This is a genomic window from Methanobrevibacter millerae (assembly GCF_900103415.1).
Classification (GTDB): Archaea; Methanobacteriota; Methanobacteria; order Methanobacteriales; family Methanobacteriaceae; genus Methanocatella; species Methanocatella millerae.
Genome location: NZ_FMXB01000018.1, coordinates 36,748 through 60,055, shown reverse-complemented (window position 1 = coordinate 60,055; position 23,308 = coordinate 36,748). Strand labels below are relative to the sequence as shown.

25 protein-coding genes, 1 tRNA gene and 1 pseudogene are annotated in these 23,308 nt (G+C 33.7%); 10 read left to right on the top strand and 17 right to left on the bottom strand.

The features are described from left to right. Window positions 1-180 (top strand): annotated as a pseudogene (locus F3G70_RS12340) (hypothetical protein); the annotation flags it as partial. Window positions 181-308: 128 nt separating this feature from the next. On the opposite strand, the gene F3G70_RS09685 reads toward F3G70_RS12340, so the two are convergent. Continuing rightward, window positions 309-818, bottom strand: a complete 510-nt coding sequence (locus F3G70_RS09685; protein ID WP_149732501.1) for a hypothetical protein — start codon at window positions 816-818, stop codon at window positions 309-311. 220 nt (window positions 819-1,038) lie between these two features. Between F3G70_RS09685 and F3G70_RS09680 the strand changes: the two genes are divergently transcribed. Next, on the top strand, window positions 1,039-1,557 hold the full coding sequence (locus F3G70_RS09680; RefSeq protein WP_149732500.1) for a MarR family winged helix-turn-helix transcriptional regulator: 519 nt from the start codon (window positions 1,039-1,041) through the stop codon (window positions 1,555-1,557). Window positions 1,558-1,613: 56 nt separating this feature from the next. Next, window positions 1,614-1,757, top strand: coding sequence for a hypothetical protein (locus F3G70_RS12140; RefSeq protein WP_188118150.1), 144 nt, complete (start codon window positions 1,614-1,616; stop codon window positions 1,755-1,757). 81 nt (window positions 1,758-1,838) lie between these two features. On the opposite strand, the gene F3G70_RS12460 is transcribed toward F3G70_RS12140, so the two are convergent. Both F3G70_RS12460 and F3G70_RS09675 read right to left on the bottom strand, forming a co-directional pair. Next, a complete protein-coding gene (locus F3G70_RS12460) occupies window positions 1,839-1,967 on the bottom strand; it encodes a hypothetical protein (protein WP_262492228.1) in 129 nt (42 codons plus the stop codon). Between the two features lie 24 nt (window positions 1,968-1,991). Then, window positions 1,992-2,204, bottom strand: a complete 213-nt coding sequence (locus F3G70_RS09675; RefSeq protein WP_149732499.1) for a hypothetical protein — start codon at window positions 2,202-2,204, stop codon at window positions 1,992-1,994. Window positions 2,205-2,544: 340 nt separating this feature from the next. Between F3G70_RS09675 and F3G70_RS09670 the strand changes: the two genes are divergently transcribed. Together F3G70_RS09670 and F3G70_RS09665 are read left to right on the top strand one after the other, a co-directional pair. Next, on the top strand, window positions 2,545-2,850 hold the full coding sequence (locus F3G70_RS09670; protein ID WP_149732498.1) for a nucleotidyltransferase domain-containing protein: 306 nt from the start codon (window positions 2,545-2,547) through the stop codon (window positions 2,848-2,850). Beyond that, window positions 2,843-3,220: a HEPN domain-containing protein gene (locus F3G70_RS09665; RefSeq protein ID WP_188118149.1), complete on the top strand. Its 378-nt coding sequence runs from the start codon at window positions 2,843-2,845 to the stop codon at window positions 3,218-3,220. The genes F3G70_RS09670 and F3G70_RS09665 overlap by 8 nt, the downstream gene beginning before the upstream one ends. 33 nt (window positions 3,221-3,253) lie before the next feature. Here F3G70_RS09665 and F3G70_RS09660 read toward each other — a convergent pair whose 3' ends face one another. Beyond that, a complete protein-coding gene (locus F3G70_RS09660; protein WP_149732496.1) occupies window positions 3,254-3,640 on the bottom strand; it encodes a winged helix-turn-helix transcriptional regulator in 387 nt (128 codons plus the stop codon). Window positions 3,641-3,720: 80 nt separating this feature from the next. On the opposite strand from F3G70_RS09660, the gene F3G70_RS09655 reads away from it, so the two are divergent. The 3 genes from F3G70_RS09655 (at window position 3,721) to F3G70_RS09650 (ending at window position 5,715) form a co-directional block, all read left to right on the top strand. Next, window positions 3,721-4,566: a methanogenesis marker 8 protein gene (locus F3G70_RS09655; RefSeq protein ID WP_149732495.1), complete on the top strand. Its 846-nt coding sequence runs from the start codon at window positions 3,721-3,723 to the stop codon at window positions 4,564-4,566. A 282-nt stretch (window positions 4,567-4,848) separates the two neighbouring features. Further along, on the top strand, window positions 4,849-4,983 hold the full coding sequence (locus tag F3G70_RS12455) for a hypothetical protein (protein WP_262492227.1): 135 nt from the start codon (window positions 4,849-4,851) through the stop codon (window positions 4,981-4,983). Window positions 4,984-5,052: 69 nt separating this feature from the next. Then, the gene (locus tag F3G70_RS09650; RefSeq protein WP_223166067.1) at window positions 5,053-5,715 is read left to right on the top strand and encodes a DUF1847 domain-containing protein; all 663 of its coding nucleotides are present in this window, start codon (window positions 5,053-5,055) and stop codon (window positions 5,713-5,715) included. A gap of 9 nt (window positions 5,716-5,724) precedes the next feature. On the opposite strand, the gene F3G70_RS09645 is transcribed toward F3G70_RS09650, so the two are convergent. The 3 genes from F3G70_RS09645 to F3G70_RS12330 form a co-directional block, all read right to left on the bottom strand. After that, entirely contained in the window at window positions 5,725-7,155 is a 1,431-nt protein-coding gene (locus F3G70_RS09645; protein WP_149732494.1) for an MBL fold metallo-hydrolase, read from the bottom strand. Between the two features lie 330 nt (window positions 7,156-7,485). Beyond that, window positions 7,486-7,869 (bottom strand): transposase, encoded by a 384-nt coding sequence (locus F3G70_RS12335; RefSeq protein ID WP_262492226.1) that lies wholly within the window; start codon window positions 7,867-7,869, stop codon window positions 7,486-7,488. A 190-nt stretch (window positions 7,870-8,059) separates the two neighbouring features. Further along, window positions 8,060-8,239, bottom strand: coding sequence for a hypothetical protein (locus F3G70_RS12330; RefSeq protein WP_223166066.1), 180 nt, complete (start codon window positions 8,237-8,239; stop codon window positions 8,060-8,062). A gap of 1,011 nt (window positions 8,240-9,250) precedes the next feature. Between F3G70_RS12330 and F3G70_RS09635 the strand changes: the two genes are divergently transcribed. Next, entirely contained in the window at window positions 9,251-9,769 is a 519-nt protein-coding gene (locus tag F3G70_RS09635) for a flavodoxin family protein (protein ID WP_149732493.1), read from the top strand. A gap of 10 nt (window positions 9,770-9,779) precedes the next feature. Here the strand turns inward: F3G70_RS09635 and cysS are convergent, their stop codons facing one another. The 9 genes from cysS to F3G70_RS09590 all read right to left on the bottom strand — a co-directional run bounded on the left by cysS (window position 9,780) and on the right by F3G70_RS09590 (window position 19,120). Further along, entirely contained in the window at window positions 9,780-11,120 is a 1,341-nt protein-coding gene (gene cysS, locus F3G70_RS09630; RefSeq protein ID WP_149732492.1) for a cysteine--tRNA ligase, read from the bottom strand. A gap of 30 nt (window positions 11,121-11,150) precedes the next feature. Beyond that, a tRNA-Cys gene (locus F3G70_RS09625) sits at window positions 11,151-11,222 on the bottom strand. A gap of 164 nt (window positions 11,223-11,386) precedes the next feature. Beyond that, the gene (locus F3G70_RS09620) at window positions 11,387-11,764 is read right to left on the bottom strand and encodes a transcriptional regulator (RefSeq protein WP_149732491.1); all 378 of its coding nucleotides are present in this window, start codon (window positions 11,762-11,764) and stop codon (window positions 11,387-11,389) included. Between the two features lie 12 nt (window positions 11,765-11,776). Then, the gene (cysE, locus tag F3G70_RS09615) at window positions 11,777-12,469 is read right to left on the bottom strand and encodes a serine O-acetyltransferase (RefSeq protein ID WP_149732490.1); all 693 of its coding nucleotides are present in this window, start codon (window positions 12,467-12,469) and stop codon (window positions 11,777-11,779) included. 82 nt (window positions 12,470-12,551) lie between these two features. Continuing rightward, window positions 12,552-13,505, bottom strand: coding sequence for a cysteine synthase A (gene cysK, locus F3G70_RS09610; protein WP_149732489.1), 954 nt, complete (start codon window positions 13,503-13,505; stop codon window positions 12,552-12,554). Between the two features lie 109 nt (window positions 13,506-13,614). Beyond that, window positions 13,615-14,238, bottom strand: coding sequence for an endonuclease III (gene nth / locus F3G70_RS09605; protein WP_149732504.1), 624 nt, complete (start codon window positions 14,236-14,238; stop codon window positions 13,615-13,617). Continuing rightward, window positions 14,238-15,554 carry a 3-phosphoshikimate 1-carboxyvinyltransferase gene (gene aroA, locus F3G70_RS09600; protein WP_149732488.1) on the bottom strand — a complete coding sequence of 439 codons (1,317 nt, stop codon included), beginning with the start codon at window positions 15,552-15,554 and terminating at the stop codon, window positions 14,238-14,240. The genes nth and aroA overlap by 1 nt, the downstream gene beginning before the upstream one ends. A gap of 56 nt (window positions 15,555-15,610) precedes the next feature. After that, window positions 15,611-17,860, bottom strand: coding sequence for a hypothetical protein (locus tag F3G70_RS09595; protein ID WP_149732487.1), 2,250 nt, complete (start codon window positions 17,858-17,860; stop codon window positions 15,611-15,613). 78 nt (window positions 17,861-17,938) lie between these two features. After that, entirely contained in the window at window positions 17,939-19,120 is a 1,182-nt protein-coding gene (locus F3G70_RS09590) for an AAA family ATPase (protein WP_149732486.1), read from the bottom strand. A 207-nt stretch (window positions 19,121-19,327) separates the two neighbouring features. Between F3G70_RS09590 and F3G70_RS12450 the strand changes: the two genes are divergently transcribed. After that, complete coding sequence (locus F3G70_RS12450) at window positions 19,328-19,891, top strand: sugar O-acetyltransferase (RefSeq protein ID WP_149732485.1); 564 nt, start codon at window positions 19,328-19,330, stop codon at window positions 19,889-19,891. 511 nt (window positions 19,892-20,402) lie between these two features. Here F3G70_RS12450 and F3G70_RS09580 read toward each other — a convergent pair. Continuing rightward, entirely contained in the window at window positions 20,403-23,117 is a 2,715-nt protein-coding gene (locus F3G70_RS09580; protein WP_149732484.1) for a valine--tRNA ligase, read from the bottom strand. Between the last annotated feature and the right edge of the window lie 191 nt (window positions 23,118-23,308).

Below are 23,308 nucleotides of genomic sequence, written 5' to 3'. Positions count from 1 at the left end.
ACTAAAAGTTGTAGATATTTTGAAGTGTGTTACGCCAACAGCAACATTAAGTTAGTTAAAAGGAACCAAAAGTTGCATAATCCTAATTCGCCATTGTTGATAGGTGAGGTTAAAGAGGGCGAAACTGTTAAGGAAGTTTCCGAACCAAGTTATATTGATATGCAACAAAAATTAATTTAATTCCTGCAATAATGATACTGCACTTGCATTATATGTTGGCTAAATTGCAAAAATTAATCCCAGTATTATCAATAAAAATTAAATCTTGTGAAATTATTTAAAATGAAAAATAAATATGATGAAATTGATTATTCACCATATTTTTCATTGAATTCTTCTTTTTCGGTTGCAATTTTTCCTTCTAAAGTGGTTATTGTAGTAGCTGTTTTATCTTTAAGGTCAGAAATGCTTTCTTCAATATTTATTGTTTCTATAGTGTCGTCAAGGTCTTCTTGAAGATTTGCAATTAATTCATTTTTAGCTATTTGAATTCTTAATTGTGTTCTTAACAATATTTCTTCTAAAATGTTGTCAGCTTTAAATAGAATTAAAGCGGCATCTTCTCCATTGTTTTCGATTGCTACTTCAACATCATTTGATAAAATAGTAATAGCTATGTCTGCATCATCTAATGCATCATCAATTCTTGCATCTGCTAAAGCCAAATGTGATTCTATTTTTTGCTGATTTCTAGCTTTTTTCTTTTCTAATACTTTTTCTTCAAATTTTATTTTAGCATTAGCTTTTTTCTCATTTGCCTTTAATATTTTTTCTTCTCTTTTAATATTTAATTCATCTTTTTTTTCTTCGAAACTCATATTTTCACCAATTTAGTTTCAATTTGAAATTAATTATTACTAATTAATTTTAATATATAATATTTTATTTTTCATTAATTAATGTTTTCTTTTTATAAATTTTAATTTTATCTTATTTTTGTTCATTTTCATTGATTAAATTAATTTAAAAATTAAAATGTTTTTATGAAAAAATTAAATAGATATATGAATATAAATATATTAATAAAAGTGTGTTCATATGGATTCAAATTCAAATAACAAAAATAATGGTAAATCCGAAATTAATCAACCGGAGATATTGAATATTTATTCAATGGATAACAATGAACTTGATAATGTGCCCCTAGGCTTTTTCTTTGGACTTGTTGCTCGCCAATATCTTAGCTTTTTTGATAAATATTTATCTGAATTGAATATAAATCCAAACCAGTTTTGGATATTATTAGTTCTCTGTCAGGAACAAAATATTTCACAGGATCGAATAGCATCTCTTTTAAGGGTTAATGGAGCAACAGTGACTCGTGAACTTGAAAATTTAGAAAAAAGAAATTTAATCATGAGAAAAATAGATGAAAATGACAGGCGAAGAAAATTAGTTTCACTGTACTATAAGGGATTTGAAATGCTTGAATCGGTCCAGGATGTTGATTGGGAAACTGAATCTAAATTATTGAACTATTTCAGCATAGAAGAACTTCACATTTTGAAATTTCTGCTTAAAAAAATTATTATTACAATTGAAGACATTCAGAAATAAAATATATTTTTTATTTAGTTGGAAAGGATTTGGCAGGGTTCACGAAAAAATGGGTCATGGAATTTTTAGAAAAAATTACTGCATATCCTAATGATGCTATTCATGATGACTGTGCTGTGGCATTCACCGGAGATTATGAAAAAATAGCTAGTGAAAATCAAACTAAAAGAGTTAATGTGGATGATTGGTATTCCACATAATTATATAGGATGATTAATTGACTTAATCCCTCTTTATTAACTATTTATGAAATATTAATAATCATTGGGCATATTCATTATCTAATTACAGTCTTTAATTTCAAATGTCTTTTCATCATAGTTGTATATTGCTCCACTAGACCCCTCTTGTGCGGTGTTTTCGTTGAGTGTGGATTCGGTTATAGTTACTTCACCCTCATATTGCTCCACCAAAATCTTCCGCAAATCCGTTTTTTAAATAATATTTTTAATAATAACATTTTTTCTTGTGCAGTAAAATATTCGTGTTAATCCCTGTACATCGATTGCATGTCCGTTTCCGCCAATAGTTAAATCGTCTACATCCAGTTTAATTCCATCCAAATAGTGTGATTCTTCATTTGAATCTAATACAATATATGAGTCTAAAACAATCTCTTTTACTCCGCTATGAATCAGATTATCCATATATTTAAAGTTTTTAATACATTATTTGGCATGATTTTCCTTTTCTAATCTTTTTTGGATTCGAATTCTTTCATCGAAGAACTAAAATCATCCAATAATTAGGAAATTATCTATAATTCAATTTATATATTTTAGAAAGTTTTTACTTTCATTAAATAACAGTCATAAAATTTTTCAAATTTTCGATAAGTGGTACAACTATTTCATGAGTCATATTGATACACAAACTAGATTATTTTAATATTAATTAATCAAGTTTTTCATAAAGTCGCAGTTAGTAAATATTTATTATTGATAAAATTTAAATTAATTATTATCTAATAATCTATGGTGGTTATTAATGTATAATAGAGTTGAGATTGCTCGTGAGTTTGCAAATGCAATTAACAGTGATAAAATTATTAAAATCATATTATTTGGTTCTGTTGCTCGTGGTGATGATCATGAGGAATCAGACATTGATATTCTAATAATTTCCAATCATCGTGAAGATATAGATGATATTATTTCAGAGGAAATTGCATGGATTATGTATGATAAACAAGAACTTATTTCAGCTCATGTAATTAATGAAGACTTATTCAATAAAACTAAAAATTTCTCATTTTTAACTAATGTTTTAAAGGATGGTGTACCAATTGGATAATGAAGAGGTACTTGCTTTTATTGTTAAGGCTGAAACAAAATTAAAACATAGTAAAGCTTTATTTGAAATTGAAGGTTATGCAGATTCAGTTAGTTTATCTTATTATTCAATGTTTTTATGCGCTAAAGCGTTATTGATTAAGAAGGAATGCAATGTCCCTAAAACTCATCAAGGTTTGATTCAGTTGTTCAGTTTAAAATATGTTCATGAAGATGAATTCAGATATAATGTGTATAAATATTTGACTAATGCTCAATCAGATAGGGAAGATGCTGATTATTCTGCAATAGACTCTATTGGGGAAGATTTAGCTAAAAAAAGAATTAATCAGGCAGAAGAATTTTTAAAAGAAACTAAAAAATTTTTATAATTTTCTAATATGTTATGAGAATAGTCGTTAAAATTAATCATTGATTTTAAAAAGGACTTCATACTCATTTAATAATTCTTCTTTTTGTTTTTCAGATAGATTTCCGCTGTTTACTTCATTGAGGCCGTATTCCAGCATATTATAGAGAATTTTGTTTAGATTGAATCCTTTTTGCGTTAGTGAATATTCAGTTTTGATATCATTTTCAAAAACTTGTTTTGTAATTAAATCATTGTCTTCCATAAATTTGAGTGTGTCTGTCAATACTCTGTTGCTCAATGTTTTTTCTTCTAAAAATTCGCTGAATTGCTTTTTTCCTAAGAATATATCTCTGATGATAAATATCACCCATTTTTTGGATATCAATTTCAATGTATCATCTATGGGGCAATTGTCATCGTAATCTTTAATTTTTTTCATCTTTTTGACCTATTGTGAGTTTTTCCTTACAAAATCTATTTAAAAAGCATTGTATATAACATTTGTTATCTGGTGATTGTATGAATGATAGACATGTAATTGAAGCATTAGGAAAAGCTGAAGTCGTAATAGAAAACGGAAAAATAACCTACATTGGAGAACCGGTAGTTGATTACTGTTCCATATTTGACAATGGTCAGCATAATGGTGATTTGACAAAAGAATTTATCAAATCCAACATTAACAAAAGAATAGATGAATTTGGGATGTGCACCCCACAAAGGTCAATTGATGTTGAAGACACAATGAGCTTTGGAACCAGCGAAACATTAAAAACCAACATGATCAATGGGAATGTTGATTGTGTAGTCGGAGCATGTGAGGGAGTAGGGACATTGCTGATTGATGATGCGGAACTTGTTCAGGGAGTTGGAGGAAGAGTTTCCGCATTGATAAGCACCACTCCAATTTATGAGGTAATGGATAAAGTTGGAAGAGAAAATGTTTTAAATCCTGAAAATGCAGAGTTAAATCCATTAAAAGGCCTTGAAATGGCAATTGAAAGAGGATATAAAAACATTGCAATAACAATTATTCCAACAGAAATGGTTAAAGATATAAGGCAATATCCAAAACCTGAAGATGTCAACATATATATTTTCGTAGCACATACAACCAATGTTTCCAAAAAAGAGGCGGATATGTTATTTGATTATGCTGATGTGATTTCAGGATGCTCTTCCATAAACATACGGGAAACTGCTGAAGAAAGAAAACCATATTATGCTGGAAAAAAAGTTCCATTGTATGCGGTAACCGAAAATGGAAAAAGATTGCTCAATGAAAGGTTGGAATATATTGGATATGAGTTATGTGAAAAAAAGTATCCTCAGGATTTCACTCAAAGTCCTAAGCCATTAATCTAATTTCATTTATCAATTTGAAGTACTTCATTAGATGTAGTTAATACTGTTACTTCAAATAAATGAAGTATTATTTAAAAATGAAGGATAAACTTTAACTTCAGATTAAATGATAAATTTGCTTGTCAATTGATGGAACTGGGTTGATTCTTTACTTATGAAACAAAATTCATTAAAATAGTAGTAGATAATTCACCTACTTTTCAAGCATTATTCGTTCGTAATGAATGAAATAAAAATCGAAAAAGTAGTAGATAATTTCTATACTGTTATGCCAACAGTAACATGAAGCTGGTTAAAAAGAACCAAAAGTTGCATAATCCAGATTCGCCTTTGCTTATTGGTGAGTTAAAAGAGGGTGATGTTGTAAAAGAAGTCAAGGAACTTAGTTATATTGATGCTCAAGTTAGATTAATTTAATGGCTATTTTTATAAACCCATCAAAATTATATGGATAACTATTTTTTAAGAAAAATAAAAAAATAATATATGAATAGAATAATCATTGAGGAAAATACTATGAAAAATTTCTCATGCAGCAATTGTGGAATTATAAACTGCAAACACCAAGATTCAGAATATCCTAAATTCTGTCCAACAAAAGAATTAACAAGTGATGAAATAAAAGAAATTGAAAAACTTTACAATGAAAATAACAACAAAGAGATATCGCGGATATCTGCAGAAATTGAAGAGGAGTTCTACTGCAAATACACAAGAGTAGAAGAAATCATAGAATTTGCCAAAAGACTAAAAATGAATAAAATAGGAATAGCTGCATGTGTTGGGCTAATGAAAGAAAGCAGAACATTTGCTAAAATCCTTGATAAACACGACTTTGAAGTATATTCCGTAGCATGTAAAGTCGGAGCAATGAAAAAAACAGAAATATCTGGTGTAGATGATAAAAAAACAAATATGACTGGAAATATAATGTGCAATCCAATACTGCAGGCAAAAATACTCAATAATGAAAAAACAGACCTTAACGTAATAATAGGATTATGCGTAGGTCATGATAGTCTTTTCTATAAATATTCTGATGCCCTATGCACAACACTTGTAACAAAAGACAAAGTACTCGCACACAATCCTGTGGGAGCGTTATACCAAACAAACACATATTATAAGAAGCTGATGAAAAGGGATTAGGTCAATTTTTTAATTTGATTCATATGTTCTTTTACCACCATGACCCCCAAAGATTTGCCATTTCCCAGTGTTTAATTTATTAAATAGATTATTTCTTTCTTCTCGACAAAGGTCAGAATCAAAATCAACAGATGTCATTAAAATTGGAGCATATCTATTATATTCCGCCTGTTTAGGAATCATGTCTTTCATATTTATAAAAATGTCTCCTGTAAATGCAATTTTATGTTCAAAATCAATTAGAACAGATTCACCGGGAAGATGGCCGCCTTTTCCTTCATAAAGACTAAAATGAAATTCACCAAAATCAAAAACTCCAGTTTGTTCAAGGGGTTTTGTTATTGTTCGTTCATCTCCTACAACTTGAATTTTTTGAGGGGGAACGGGTTTATATGAAGTTAATATATTGCAAATACGGATATATGGTTTGTGAAGTGGATTTTTTTCACGGAAATTGCTTTCATTGTTATATTCTGATTTCAGTGATTCTGCACTTTTGCTGCTGGCATAGATAATGTCAAAAAGGGGCAACAGTCCGCAATGGTCAACGTCTGCATGGGTTATGAATACTTCTTTTGGAATATTGTCAAAATCAGGGATGATTTCCTTAATGATTGAATGCATTTCCTCTTCATAGCAGGCATATCCTGTATCAATGAATAAGTACTTGCCATAGCTTTTTATGATTGTAATGTTGCTTCCGCAGGGAGGTTCGATAAGTGTTATTTCGCTATTTTTGGTTATTTTATGGTTTGTTATTCTTGGTGTGAAATTCTCTCCTTTTGAAGCTGCAATGATTTCTGTAAACCTGCTTATGCTGTCAAAGGTATGGAACGGCAAAACTCCGCTTTCGTTAAGCATTTGCATCACAAGGTTTGTATTGATGATCAGTTCATTTTTGGATTCATATGAGATATCCATTGTGGATGATATCTGATTTACAAAGTTGTTGTAAAAAAAGCTATTGTCATAAATCTTATTGGCGTAATTTGAATTAATTACTTTAATGGGACATATCTCGCTTGCTTTTTTGATGAATGTGTTGACATTTGCTTGGTTTTCAACAACGAGACCCATCTTAAAGAACTGGAATTCCTTATCTGTCTGTTGGGAACTGATATATGTAATGTTGAAATTAAAATCACTGATTAGCTCTAATATTGGTGTAACGGCGCCAGGGATATCTTTAAGCTTAAATTCAAGTAGCACTACATCGCGATGGTCCAAATTATGGTGGATATAACCTATTGACATTAATTCTTGAGTTGCTTTTTCAAGACTTTCAGGACTGCCTTCAACATCGATAAATAATAAATGAGAATCCACGGATTTATTATAACTCACACGTGTAATATTTATGCCAAAATCGGACAAGCATTTGCTTGCCTTTAAAAATGCACCTATATGATTGGGCATTTTTGTAATAAATGTCTTATTCATGTCACCACTGTAAAATATTTTTACTTTTAATTTAAATGTTTATATAAAAATTAGTTTGTAATAATATATTTTATTTGAACTAATATAATATATTTCTCATTATAATCAATTAGGCAAGTTTGAATTCATGGTTCATTTTTAAAATAGGTTTAGTGGAATTTAATAGTGAATTCCTTTTCGCTTTTGCATGATTTTCTTTATCATTAAATTTGAGTGCGGGTGTCAGTCCGAAGTAATCTTTTGACGGGACGCTAAGTTATTGTTACATTGAGTTCTAATTGGTTTTTTGTGGCTATACTTTCGCAGAAATCTATTATATCTTCTTTGTTGTTATTTTTTTTCTTGTTTTAGGTTGTATAGTCTTTTTATATTGTATGCTAGTGCGTCTAGGTTTAGTCTTTTTTCGGTTTTCACTACTCCGATGACTATTTCTTGTTTTATGTGGAATTGTTCTTTGAATATTCCAAATGGTCCTTCTACATAGGGTTTTTTGCTGAATTCTTCTTTATATTCTTCTTTTTCCATTTTATGGTGCATTACTCTTTGCATTCTTTCGCCGTTTTCTGTGATTGTTCTGTGTGTTTGTTTATCTGTAAAACAGTTGTTTTTGTGAATGCAGCATTTGCAGGCAGAGTAATTGTTGTAGATTCTTGTTATTTTGTCGGTTTTGCTTGGATCTTTGTTTGGTTTGGTGTATTCTCTAAAAAAGTACATAAATTGTCCACCAGGACAATAGAAGGCATCTATTTCTTCTACGTATGTGAAATGGTCTTTATGTAAATGGCTTTGGATTTAATTTTCTTATTTTTTCTTTGCTTTGTTTTCTTGTTGGTATTAATCCGTCGATATTGTTGTTAGTGAAGTATGATAGGCTTATTTTAGTTTAAATATATTGTATCTGCGCTCATGTGTTTTGGTGTTTTTTCCTATGTTTTTTTATTGCTTTGTCTGCGATTTGTGGTGGTTCGTAGTGGTCTGTAGGGCTTTGTGTGACGTTTATTCCGCAGATTAGTTTTGTATCGTAATCAACTGCAGATTGTATATTATATGCAACTAAGAAGTTTCCTTTCTTTCCTTTCATCATGCGTGCTTCTATATCATTCATTGGTATTTTATCTTGTCTGGTTAATGTGAATTATGTTTTTATATCGTATAATAGTTCTAATTTTTCATTGTCACTCATTTGTTCGTTGTCTAGTATTTTTCGTGCTGGTTTGTTGAGTTTTTCAAGTTTTTTTGTGTTTGACAGATAGTCCTTTGTAGTATTTGATTAATAATTTGCATTCTTTTTTTTGTTATCATATTTTGGTTTAGAATTAAATGCTTTTTTAACTGTTCCATCGATTGCTACGTGATTAAATTTTGTGTATTCTTATTTTTTGGCTATTTTCAATGTCATTTTTAGTAATTGTCCAATAATATTCACCATAATCATTGCGATATCGTTGTATTGTCCTTTCTGATGGCATTATACCATCACAAAAGAACTTATATATGTCATGATACTTCGCCATGTCTGCAATAATCCTAGCACTTTCTATATGTTCCAATTTTAGCATAAACAATCAATTTTAACATAGAACATAGGTTATAGGAAGGCTTACAATTCTTTTTTTTCGTTAACTTCAATAACCAATTTTGGATAACATTTTTCGATAAATTCAACAACAAAACGAGAGATATGATTCTTCGGAACATTAAAATCATGGGTCCTAATCTCTAATTTACGCTGATTCTTGTCAATATATTTCATAACCATAAACAAACAACTCAAAATAATTAATATCTAATATAAACTATATATAACATAGTATTATAAATATTTCTATCATTAAATCAATTTATATTAACTATGGAGAATAATATATAACCTATAATAAAAATTAAGTAATAATAAAACTAAAATAAATATATGAAGTAAAATTTCATATGTAAATTAATAAAATAAGAAAAAGATAACAAAGTTATAAAAAAAATTAAATTAAAAATCTACTTTTGTCGGATGCCCATTCATGAAAAGAAAAAGTAACTATTAATTATATATAACTTAAAAATTAAATCATTAATTAATTAAAATTATTTTGGAGAGAGTTATATGAAAACTATAGCATTAATCGGAAGTCCACGTAAAAATGGAAACTGTGACATACTAGTCAACAAAGTAATTGAGAAAATTGATGGTGAAAATGAAGTATTCTTCTTAAATGAATTGGATTTGAGATATTGTGATGCATGCCAATCCTGTCAAAAAGGAGACTGCGTTAAAGACGATGACGTAAGGAACATAATTGCAAAAATCGAAGATGCAGACCTATTAATATTTTCAAGTCCAATCTATTTCGGCCAAATGTCTGCACAAGCAAAAACTATCATAGACAGATTCTACATGATTTCACAAAATCAGGAAAGGTCACTTGCAGGAACAAAAGTCATACAGGTATTTACCCAAGCCAATCCATCAGAAGCTTTTGATTCTTACATTAAATCCATGGAAACAATGCCATTCGCATTCATGGGAATGGAAGTAATAGAAACAATAAGTGCAAAAGGCGCAGCAGGAAAAGGCGAAGGCATCGAAGAAGCACTTAAAAAAATAGAAGAACTGGAGATTTAATTCTCCATTCTTAATCACTTATTTCATAACCTAAATCATTTAACCTATCCCTAATTTTATCAGACAAGTCATACTGTTTTGCTGCCCTGAGTTCAGATCTAACGTCAGTGATTAAATCCAGCAAATCATCAGAGCCTGCTGAAACCTCTTCAAGATAGAAGTCAACACCCAATATCTGAGAGACGTCATCCAAAAATGATTTGACAGCTATTTTATCATTTTCACTTAAATCTATATTCTTACAGTCATTAATTAGAACGAAAATGGATGCAATTGCTTTTGGAGTGTTAAAATCATCATCCATACTGTTAAAGAATTCTTCTTTCGCTATTTTTAAAGCATCCAAATCGCTTTCAACGTCACCTGATTCAACATCCAATGCTGAATAAAATTTTTTAATCTTTTCCAAACTTTTCTGGGACTGGTGAAGTGAATCCTTTGAGAAGTCTATAGGACTTCTGTAATGGGTTGAAAGCACAAAGAACCTGAAAGTGTCCGCATCCCAGTCTTCAAGAAGGTCACGGATTGTAATGAAGTTATGGAGGGATTTTGACATTTTCTCTCCGTTAACGTTTAAAAATCCTGTGTGGAGCCAGTATCTTACCATAGGGGATTTTCCGCTGACGGCTTCCATCTGGGTGATTTCGGCTTCGTGGTGAGGAAATATCAGGTCAAGTCCTCCGCCGTGAACGTCATACTGTTCGCCGAAGTAATACTCGGTAATTGCAGTATCTTCAATATGCCAGCCAGGCCTTCCGTCACCCCATGGGGAAGGGAAAACAGGCTCGTCAACGTTTTCTCGTTTTTTCCATAACGCAAAATCCTGAGGATTTCTTTTGGTGGTTTCGGCCAAGTCCCTGTGGGATTCCAGCTCTTCAGTATTCCTGTTTGACAATTTACCGAATTCTTCAAACTTATCGATTTCGAAGTAAACTCCATCCTCACTTTCATAGGCAAAACCCTTATCGATTAATCTTTGAATTTGGTCAATTATTTCGCCAAGATGATCGGTTGCTCTTGCGAATAAATTAACGCCGGTTACATTTAATTTAGTCATGTCTTCAATGTACCTTTTTTCAAACTTCCTGGCTATATCATGTGCCGGAATTCCGGATTCTTTTGACCTGTTTATGATTTTATCATCAATGTCAGTAATGTTTTGAATGTAAAAGACTGCATATCCGGAGTATTCCAGATACCTTTTAATTGTATCAAAAGAAATGTAAGTTCTTCCATGACCTATATGAGCGTCATCATAAACTGTAGGACCGCAAACGAAAAGGTTTACACGGTCTTTGTTAATAGTTTCAAAATTCTCTTTACTACGAGTTAATGTAGAGTAAATATCCATAAAAAATTCCTCAAAAATAAGTTTATATAGAGGCAAGTAAGGGATTTGAACCCCTGTTTCATGGTCTGCAGCCACGCACCTAAGCCACTCGGTTAACTTGCCAAATAAAAATTAAAGTCTAATAAAATATTATATATTAATACTATATAAAGATTACGAAAAATTTCCAAATTTTACAAATTCAGATTTTTTCATAACTTTTTAGGCCGCAAAAAAGAATGTATCATACATAATCAAAAAAACATTAAAATTGAAAAATCCCATATTCAGCAGTCCGCTTCTGAGCCCATACAGGATTCACAGTCTTCGCCAAGATCGGATTTGCTAATGCCCAATTGTTCCAATACATCAGAAGTTTTAACATTCTTACAGATTTTACATGTCCTTGGAATCAAATCGGCCTTTGTTGCATCACCGTTTGACAGCTCAAAAGCGAATTCCTTAACCATGATGCGGACATCCTCTCCCAATTTGATTCCGCTACCACGCTTATCGGTAATATATTGTGAAACGGCAGGCTGGGTTATATCCATAAGTTCTGAAACATCTTTCTGTTTCATTCCTAGATTTAACAGTTCTTTAGCTAGTTCTGATCTGATAGCAGGTATTACATACCATACAACAATTTCACAGGGCGGTTTCATAGTAAATTTCTCCTATTTCTTTATTTTAATTTTATCCAAATCATCGTTGTCATCAGTTAGACAAATTTCATGCTTTTCAAATAAAATCTTAAATTGTTCATCATGTTCTTTTAAATGTTCCGTGATAGTATTGATTGCATCGGCAACAGGATCCGGCAATTTATTGTGATCCAAGTCAATGAGTTCAGTTCTTTTGGATTTGACAATTCTTCCTGGAACGCCAACACAGGTAGATTCCGGAGGGACATCTTTCAAAACAACTGCACCTGTTCCGATTTTGGAAAACTCACCAATGGTAATATTACCCATTACCTTAGCACCAGCACCAATAATCACTCCTCTTTCAACAGTTGGATGCCTTTTGGTTTTTTGAGTGGAGGTTCCACCAAGAATAACTCCCTGATAGATTAATACATCATCACCCACTTCGGCTGTCTCTCCAACGACAACACCCATACCATGATCAATGAAAACACGCTTGCCGAAAGTGGCACCGGGATGTATTTCGATGCCTGTGAGGAATCTTGCCAGATTGGAGTTCATCCTTGCCAATAACTTAAAGGAATGATTCCAGAGATAATGACTAACCCTGTGCATCAGCAATGCATAAAATCCCGGATAACATAGAAGTATCTCAAGAGTGCTCCTTGCTGCAGGATCTTTATCTTTAATGGCCTTAATTTCACTTTTTAGCGTGTCAAACATCAATAAACCTCAATATTTAAAAAATATAAAAATTATAAATGGTATAAGTCATTTATACCATATGTTATATTTTAATTTATATTTAAAGTTTTTCAAAAACCCAGTCAACAGATAAGTATCTTTCACCGTTGTCAGGCAAAATAGCTATTATTCTTTTTCCTTTATTTTCTTCTTTTTTAGCTAATTCAAGAGCTGCGAAAGCTGCAGCACCGGATGAAATACCTGCAAAGATTCCTTCTTCTTTAGCTAATGCGAGTAGAGTATTTCCTGCGTCTTCATTTGCTACAGGGAAAATCTCATCGATGACATTTTCATCATAAATTGACGGAACGAATCCTGCACCGATACCCTGGATTTTGTGAGGTCCCTTTACGCCTTTACCTAAGGTCTGGGAGTCTTCAGGTTCTACTGCAACGATTTTAACGCCCGGAACTTCTTCTTTTAATACCTTACCGATACCAGTGATAGTTCCTCCGGTTCCAACACCCGCAACTACAATGTCAACATTGCCTTCAGTATCCCTTAAGATTTCCTGTGCGGTTGTTTTTGCGTGGATTTCAACGTTTGCCTGATTGTCGAACTGGCCTAAAATAATGGAGTTAGGGTTTTCTTCTTTAAGTTCATTTGCCTTTGCAATGGCTCCGCCCATTCCTTCAGAGCCCGGTGTCAATACGATTTCGGCACCGAAGATAGCCAATAATTTTCTTCTTTCAATGGACATTGTGTCAGGCATTGTCAATATTAACTTGTAGCCTTTTGCAGCGGCGGCAAAACCTAAACCGATTCCGGTATTTCCGCTTGTCGGTTCAATAATTACAGAATCTTCTTTCAATAAACCCTTCTCTTCAGCATCTTCAATCATTGCAACGGCTACACGGTCCTTTACGCTTCCGGTAGGATTGAAAGCTTCCATTTTTACATCTACTTCTGCATCTAAATCTTTAGTTAAGTTGTTTAATTTAATGATTGGAGTGTTTCCTATAGCATCTACAACGCTATCCAATACTCCCCTTTTTAATTCAGGTACATTAACCATTTTTTATCCTCCTCATTTTTTATATAATCTATAATATAACAATAGTTATTTTAATATAACCATTGTTATATAACATCATTATACTATATAAATATTTCTAAAAGAAGAATCATTCTCCATCATAGTCGCACAAGTAATTGACCGGACAGATTTCGCATTGAGGAGAAATAGGCTTGCAAATGTTCTGGCCAAACTGAACCATCAAATCATTCAGCTTAATCCATAATTCACGGGGAGCGATTGCAGAAAGTTCCACTTCGGTTTCATCAGGATTTTTGGTGTTAACGAGCCCCATCCTGTTTGAAATCCTGTGAACGTGGGTGTCAACGGGAATCGCCGGAAGCTCAAAGGCAAATACCAGAACGCAATTTGCAGTCTTTCGTCCAACCCCAGGAAGCTTGACAAGCTCCTCTAAGGTATCTGGAACCTCGCCGCCATATTCATCAATTAATATCTGGGAAACTTCCTGAATGCGTCCTGCCTTGACACGATAAAAGCCTGCCGGCTTAATCAGTTCCTGAACGTCTTCAGTTGGAGCTTCAACAATCTCGTAAATGTCCTTGTACTTTGAAAATAAGTTTTCAGTTGCCTGATCGGTGTTTTCGTCACGGGTCCTTTGAGAGAGGATAGTTCGAACGAGAACCTTATACGGATCATGGTCCAAAAAGACCCTGATTTCAAAAACATTATTCAACTCTTCAACAATTTTAATAATTCTGTCAGTTTTGCTCATCATACCAACTCCAGTTCAAGGCCGATTTCTGCCATAGCTTCAATAAAATTAGGAAAAGACACGTCAAAGACTTCACCGTTGGTGATTTCAATGTCATGTTTTAAACCTATTAATGAGAATGCCATTGCCAGCCTGTGGTCGCCGCAGGAATCAACCACCCCTGAAGATACTCCGCCGGTAATGCTCATTCCGTCTTCAAACTCCTCCAATTTGCAGTTGAGCTTTTCAAGCTGCCTGCAGGTAGTATCAATCCTGTCTGTTTCTTTAACCCTCGCATGCTTGACGCCTGTGATGTTTGTAGTTCCCTCAGCCATTGCGGCCAAAACGGCTACAGTAATCAATAAGTCAGGTGCATTGGAGAGGTCAACGTCAATTCCCTTAAGTTTTCCGTCTGAGGATATTTCAACGTAATCGTCATGAATTTTAATATCTGCACCCATTTTCTCAAGTATTTCAAGTATCAGCTTATCTCCCTGTTTGGATTTCTTAAACAGGTTTAAAACTTTTCCATGACCGCCATTAATGGCAACTGCCGCAAGCAGATAGGATGCTGAGGAATAATCACCTTCCACAGTGTAGTCACATGCATTATAATCCTGTTTTTTTATTTTGAACTCATCAATTCTGCAGCTTTGATGTGACTTTGAGCAGTCATCATGTTTAACGTAAAATCCCTTTAAAACTTTTACGCCGAATTTTTTCATGATATCCAGTGTCATATCAACATAAGGACGTGATTTAAACTCAGGCAATACAAATAAAGTAACACCTTCCTTTGATAAGGGTGAAGAAATAATGATTGATGAAATGTATTGTGAGCTTACGCTTCCTGAAATGTTGGTTTCACCGCCAGAATAACCCGGCTTGATTAAAATAGGTGCCTTTCCATTATCGTTAACGGATGAAGAATCAATTCCCAATGACTTTACGGATTCCAAAAGCAGATCCATCGGTCGGGTCTGCAATGAATCATCACCTGTCAGTATCACTTCATTATCTGACAGGCTGGCCGCAGTTGTCATTAAACGTAAAGTGGTACCTGAATTTGCTAAATCAATCGGATTTTCACTGGAATTATGCAGTTTACCTCCAGTTCCTATGACTTCAAGATAATCGTCATTTCTGGTAATTTCTGCTCCTAAAGCTTCACATACGCGAATTGAAGCCAATGTATCTTCTGAGTAGAGCATATCATATAATCTGGAAGTGCCTTTGGCCAGTGAAGCTAAAATGACTGCTCTGTGTGAATAACTTTTGGATGGGGGAGCCTTGACAACCCCTCCGATATCGGAAATATTTTTTACTTTAAGATTCATTATATCTAAAAATAAATATGGAAAAGATAAATTAAATAGTTACCTATCAAAGGAAACTATCCTTCAAAGGAAATGGTGAAAAACTCTCCGAATTTTGGTAAAAATGAGCCGGAAACCTTAGCGTTATTTGACATTAGGTTAATTGAATAGTCCAGATTATCGAACGTGAATTTGCAAAAGCCGTTCATTAATTCAAAGGAGTTATCTTCAAAGAGATGATAATTAAAGAAAGGAAAATTTAAATTATCCTCTGTAGCGGCATTAATCAATTCAAAATTATTTCCAATAACATAACTGAATGAATAGGACTCGCCATTAAAGAAAACATCAACAGAATAGGTGAAATCATCAAAAGTCACATTACAGAAGTCATTAATTAAGCTAAATGAATTATCCTTTAAATCGTAGGACATGTCGAAGAAAACAAAGTCCAGATTAACGCTGTCATTAATATCCAATGAGACCGGTGCGTTAATTAACTCCAAATCATTTCCGAGATAAACGAATGAAGAGGACTCGCCATTAACTAAAACGTCAACGGAATATGTGAAATCATCGAAAGTCACGTTGCAATATCCATTAGTTAATTTAAGTGAATTATCGCTTAGGGAAACGTCAAACAATGCCAAATCCAAATCAATGCCTTCGCTGAGGTTTAATGAAACCGGAGCCTTAACTAAATTGTCTCCAATATATCCCAAATCATAATCAAACGAATGATTGGCTGAAACGACTGAAATATTAAAATTATCCAGTCCCAAATCATTGCTGATTACCATTCCGAATGCGTTTAATGAAAGCATAATGTCCGAATTGTTGGACTTGGAAATATTGTAGAGATTGTAATTTCCCGCCTTGACTATGGTTCCAATGCCTCCCGAATCCGATTGCACCGATAATGTCGTCAGGTAACTGAACGCCCCCTTGAAATGCGAAATATCCGTTGGAGGCAGTCCCTTATCAAATTTGAATTTCTGCGATGGGAAAAACGCATCTTTGGCCATGTCCACAATAAAGTCAAAGAAATCGTCAAATGCCATAGGAATGAACTCATCGAAATTGAAAATCGATGCGATTTCCTTTACGATACTGAAAGTGAAAGGCATGAAATAGTTTAACGTGAATGATTGGGAATCAAATAAATCCCCGCTAAATACGCAGGACAATACAAGCGGATTTGAATCCTTTAATATAAGGGTTAAATCCGGAGACTTGTAATAATTGACTAAGAAATTGTCATTAATTACGTTGGCTATGAAATATTCGTTCCTATTTGCAATTGAATATATCGCTTTGCCTGATGCGGCAACATTTGAAGTGAAATTGGAAGCCATCACCGCAAATGAGTCCATATTATTGGTATATACTGCAGCTCCGTTTAATGCAGTGTTGTTCTCAAAGGAAGATGAAATCAGCGTAAGTGAACCTTCTTCCTTATAGATTGCACCGCCCGCATTTTCGGCCGCATTATTGCTAACGCTGGCCGCAATCAGCGTCAATTCAGATCCTTTGTCATAGATTGCAGCACCATACTGAGCCTTTGAACCGGTAAAGTTTGATTCTCGAATACTTATTTTAGAATTATTTGAGAACATACTTCCGCCGGTACCATTTGAAGCATTGTTATTTATAAATACCGAATTGACAATTAATACATCAATTTTATTTTCAATGCAGATAGCTCCACCGCTTTCAGATGCAGTGTTGTTTATAAAAGTCGTATTGTCTACATAAAAAGTACCTGAACTGGAATCGACATAGATAGCACCACCCTTAACTGCAGAATTACAAACAAACATTGAATTATTAATTAATGTACTTACAGCTGTTGATTCGACAGATACGGCACCAGCATATTCATTAACATGATTGTTTTCAAAAATGACATTAGAAGCAGTGAAATTTTTAGCGTTAATGATTCTTAAATTATTCAACGTCAAATAAGAAATATCAAAATTACCAATGACGGATAATGAATTGCCGTTACCGTTAATGATTGTATTGTTGCGGGATTGACCTATAATGGTAATGTTTCCTATATTAAGTGAATCATTCAGGAAATATTCACCGTCAGCCATATAAATTATGGCATTATCTCCAATTTTATCACCGGAAAAATACTTATATGGATTTGATTGTGTCCCATTACCATCATTTTCAACTGATGAGTCAAAATAAACATTTGCAGGAACTATTATTTGATTATCCTCATGAACGACAATATCTGATGAATTATCACTGGCAAAACTTGCAGGAATGATGAGCAACATCAAAACAATGAGAAAAACCATTAGATATTTTTTCAACACTTTCACCCAATCAATATTATAATTAATACTTTAAATTTTCTAGTATAAATAATATTACAAATTAATTGAGAAGCATTAATATGGATAATCCCCTTTTTCTTTGAATTCCTTTTTTAACCATAATCTGAAGATAGAATCATATATTTTATATTCATCTTTATCCAATTCTATTAAAGACTTATTTAGTAATGATTTTAAAGAAGCACCAATTGCTCCACTGGTTACACCCATACTGTTTGCTATTTCAATTCTTCTCAATGGTTTTTCAACAAGTGAGGTAATGATTCTCTGTTCTTGATTATTTAATTTATACCATTCATTAGTCAAATGAACTACCAGATAATGTAAAGATTTTTCAAATTCCAGAACTATTTTTTCCTCATTTAATTCTTCATTAGGAGGAAGTAATCTTGCAAAAGTGTTAACATAAAAAGGAATTCCCTTTGTACAACTATAGAATCTTTCAAAACCATCATCAGTGAAGTTAAGATAATCGGCTTTTTCATTTAGATAATTTTTCGTTGTTTCAAATGAAAAAGTTTTAACTTCATAATTCAATATTCTGCCACCAAAAGCACCTTTTTGACCAGCAATGTCTGCAATTAACTCGTCTTTAACACTCATGCTTCCGGAAAAGACATAACCAATATTCTTTTGTGATTGAATTACGCCCCTAATATACCATAAGAATTCATTGACATTTTCATCCAACTGCTTTAAAATTTGAAATTCATCAATGAAAATTAAAACACCATTAATATATCCCTTATATTCACCATATACTTTTTGAGGCAAATCCATTACAAAAGTAGTGAATTTTGCATAATCTTCTTTTGTTTTAAGAATTGGAATTGGAATTTCATCAACAACATCAAATCTATTAAATTCAAAATTACGAGTTCTAAAAAATTTTAAAATCTTTCTATCAATAGTAATAATATTTGATTCACTACAGGCTTTAATAAAAGACTCATAGAATAATTTCATAAAACAGAAACGAGTTAATTTATTCTTTTTAAATTTGTTCATTCCGGATAAATCCATGTAAACAACCAAATAATCATTTTTGAAATCATTTTTTAATTTTTTCATTAATGCGGTTTTCCCAACACCCCTAATACCCGTAAGCAATATAGTTGGAGTGGATCCTTTTTTAACCAATTCCAAATTATCCGAAAGAAATGAAATTTCTTCTTTTCTATTATAAAATTGTGAGTCCTCTAAATCAGTATCATTTCCTAATGGTAAAGTTCCCATGATTTCACCTTTATTAATATGTAAATAACCCCCAGTATATATATGTAATGCAAATCCCATTATAATACAAACTCCATTATAATGCAAAAAACACACATCACATTACATAATGCAAATCCCATTATAATGCAAAAAACACACATCACATTACATAATGTAAAACGCATTACATTAAAAATAAGTAAGATTGAAAAAATAATTAATTACATGAAGGAAATTGAAAAGCTTAGAGCCGGACTTGAATACTGCTTTGATGATGAGGAAGTAGCTGAATTAAAAAACAATGCGATTAAAAATTGCCAGATATATAACAACATGGACAATAATGACAGACAGGCTAAAAGGGACTTTTTAAAAGAAATGCTTGGAAGTGTCGGTGAAAACGTCGACATTGAAAACGGATTCAACTGCGACAACGGAAAAAACATATTTATCGGAGATACCTTCGTTGGAAACTACAATTTAACTATTTTAGACGTTAAGGAAGTTCATATAGGCAATGACGTTATGATAGGACCGAACACGACCATCACTACCGTCGGACATCCAATCAATCCAAACAAAAGAAGACAGAGATTGGCACAGGCCAGTGAAATTCGAATCGGAAATGATGTCTGGATTGGTGCTAACGTATGCATACTGCCTGGTGTGAGCATCGGAAACAACGTTATCATTGGAGCCGGAGCGGTCGTTAATCGGGACATACCGGATAATTCAATGGCTGTTGGCGTACCTGCAAGGGTAATTAAAGAGATTGAGAAAGTAATATAAATACTTTTTGTTATGAGTGAGGACAATTCTTAGGAGTGACGACAATTCTTAGGAGTGAGCTCAACAAGCTTTATATATGAAAATATCAATAAAAATTAAGTGACATCTCAATTGATGTCGAATCATATACCAAAATTCAACATTTAACTCTGATGAAATTAAATCATTGGAAAAAAGGGTGAGATTCAAAAAATAAATTGGCTCATGTGAATCATTAATTACAATAAGATATTACAGTGAGAGGTTCAAACATTGCTTTTCACTAACACATCACCACATACTTAATTGTATGGTTTATCTCACCCCCTATTTTTAAAACAACAGCTATTTAAGCCCATAATTAGATTTTACCTAAAAAACAATAACTTTTAAACTGCAGGACCACTAGAATTTGGCGGAGCCATGAACGTTGCAATTGAATTTAAAGCCCCAGCATTACAGCCAAAGAAAAAGAAATAGTTCACCAAATAAATGAATATTAATTAATATAATAAAAAAAGAAGAAGTAATTTCATCGGATTACTTCTAAAATCATGTCTAAGTTTTCGGATTGCAAGATATCTACCTTTTTACCGGATGCTCCTACAATCTCCTTTTTAATGTTCAGCATCTCTTCACCAACTACCAAATCACCGATAGCCAGTTCATGATTTTCAGCTAAAACAGCATCGATTTCATCAAGAGGAGTTGATTTCAGATAGCCGATGATTTTTCCGGCGTCCCCCTTGAATTTAGGTCCGATCTGGGACATGTCCGGTTCAACTTCAATGAGCTTTTCATGAACTTCAGGCTTTCCGGATTTGATTGTTAAATCCTTGATTTTGAGAGTGCCTTCAATATCGTCTGCAAACTCTTCAAAGACAGCAATTAACTTTTCATCAGTGGTATAGACATTGACTTCGGCAAGTTCAACGTTTAAAGGTATCTTGGAAGCTGACTTGAACCTTCTGACTTCATCAATCAAATCGATGGTAACGTCACCCTTGTTTTCGGCTTCCTCATCAATCAGCTCAGAAGTTACTTCAGGCCATAATGTGGTGTGAATTGACTCGTCGGAGAAATACTGATAAACCTCATCCGTGAAAAACGGTGCAATCGGAGCCAATAGCTTTAATGAAGTTTCAACAACTGTCTTTAAAGTATATTTGGCTGCGCGTCTTGATTCTTCGCTTACGTCAGTGTATAATCTGTATTTTACCGCTTCGATGTATTCGTCACAGAAATCGTGCCAGAAGAACCTTTCGATTGAAGTTATCGTATCGGCATAGTTATAGTCTGCAAATGCATTATCGACCTTGATATTTAAATTATTCAATTTGGACAATATCCATAAATCCAGTGGGTCCAGATTATCCTTAACGTCATCGTATGAGACCTCTTCGTCGAATATCTGCATGCTGATGAATCTGAATGCGTTCCAGAACTTTCTGAGGAATCTGTATCCGTGCTTGATGTCTTTCCAGTCAAATATTACATCAGATCCCGGTACGCTGTTTGCAGCCCATGTCCTTAACGAGTCTGCACCGTACTTTTCAATTACCTCTTCAGGACCAACTACAAACTCAGGCCTTGATTTACTCATCTTGTTTCCGTCTTCACCAAATACCATACCGTTTATAACAATATCGTCGAATGGCTTTTGTCCGGTTAAAGCCAGACATCTGAGTGTTGTATAGAATGCCCATGTACGGATAATATCGTGTCCCTGAGGGCGTATACTTGAAGGGAAATGATTTATGTAATCTTCATCAGGCCATCCGGCAATGGAAAGCGGTGAAATTGATGAATCCATCCATGTATCAAGAACGTCCTCTTCAGGTATGAACTCTTCACAGCCGCATTCGCAAGGATGTTTTGGCTTGTCCTGGGTCGGATCAATCGGCAAGTCTTCAACGTCCGGAAGGATGACTTTTCCGCAGTCCTTACAGTACCATACAGGAATTGGGGTTGCAAATATCCTTTGCCTTGAAATACACCAGTCCCATTCCATGGAATCCGCCCAGTTTACCATACGGGATTTCATGTGTTCAGGTACCCATTTCATCTCATCGGCTGCGGTCTTGGTCTTCTCGATTAAATCCCTTACTGCAACGAACCACTGCTTTTTGACAAGAATTTCGATAGGGGTTTTGCATCTCCAGCATTGTCCTACGTTCTGGTCGACCTCTTCCTGCTTTAATAAATAACCTTCAGCGTCAAGATCTTTAATTGTCTGCTTTTTACAGCTCTGCAAATCCATTCCTTCATATCTGCCTGCTGCTGCAGTTAATGTACCGGTTTCATCGATAGCATTGATTATTTCCAAATCATACTTTTGAACCCAGCTTACGTCCGTTTTGTCCCCGAAGGTACAAATCATAACCGCACCTGTACCGAATTCAGGATCTACCTCTTCATCTGCAATAATCTTTACTTTCTGATGTGACAGAGGCACTTCAACATATTTTCCTAAAAGGTGAGTGTATCTTTCATCTTCAGGGTGAATTACTACAGCCACACAGGCAGACATCAGTTCAGGACGGGTTGTTGCAATCAGAATGCCTTCGTCCTTTGGGTCGGCCTGTTTTCCTGAAGCCTGTGAAGATGCGATATCATCATAGGAGTCGTCCACTGCAGGAGGGAAGTTAACGTAGTTTAAAAATGTTGTATTATCACTGTATTCGACTTCTGCAAATGCAATTGCCGTTTCACAGCGAGGACACCAGTTGACAGGGTGGATTCCCTGATAGATTAATCCTTCATCATACATTTTTAAAAATGAGTACTGGGTCTTTTTCATGTATTCCGGAGTCATTGTAACGAACTCACGGGTCCAATCCTGTGAATAACCCATCGCCTGCATCTGCGCCTTCATTTTTTGAATGTTGTCTGAGGTTAAATCAATACAGTACTGTCTGAACTGTGCTCTTGAAACATCGTTTTTCTTGATTCCATGGGTCTCTTCCACTTTCACTTCTGTTGGAAGGCCATGGCAGTCCCATCCCTGGGTGAATAACACATCGTGACCTTTTTGTCTTCTGTATCTTGCGTTCATATCAATGTAAACCCAATTCAAAACGTGGCCCAGGTGAATTGAGCCTGTTGGGTATGGTGGGGGAGTGTCAATAACATATCTGGGACGAGAACCATCTCCAATATACTTGTAGATGTTTTCATCTTCCCATTTTTTCTCCCAGACCTTTTCTTTTTTTAAATCATAGTCTTTAGGAATCTCTTCATTTGACATATATTTTCTCCTAAATAATTAAATAAAAATAACATAATTAAATATATTTCTTATTATTAATAAAAATATGTTAATTTTTCAGCTATTTGAAAATTAATGATGTGACCTACAAGTTACAACACCCCCAAAAAACACCAAGGTTGTAACCTGCAAGTTACAACATTAGAAAAAAGTCAAGTTTTGAAAATAAA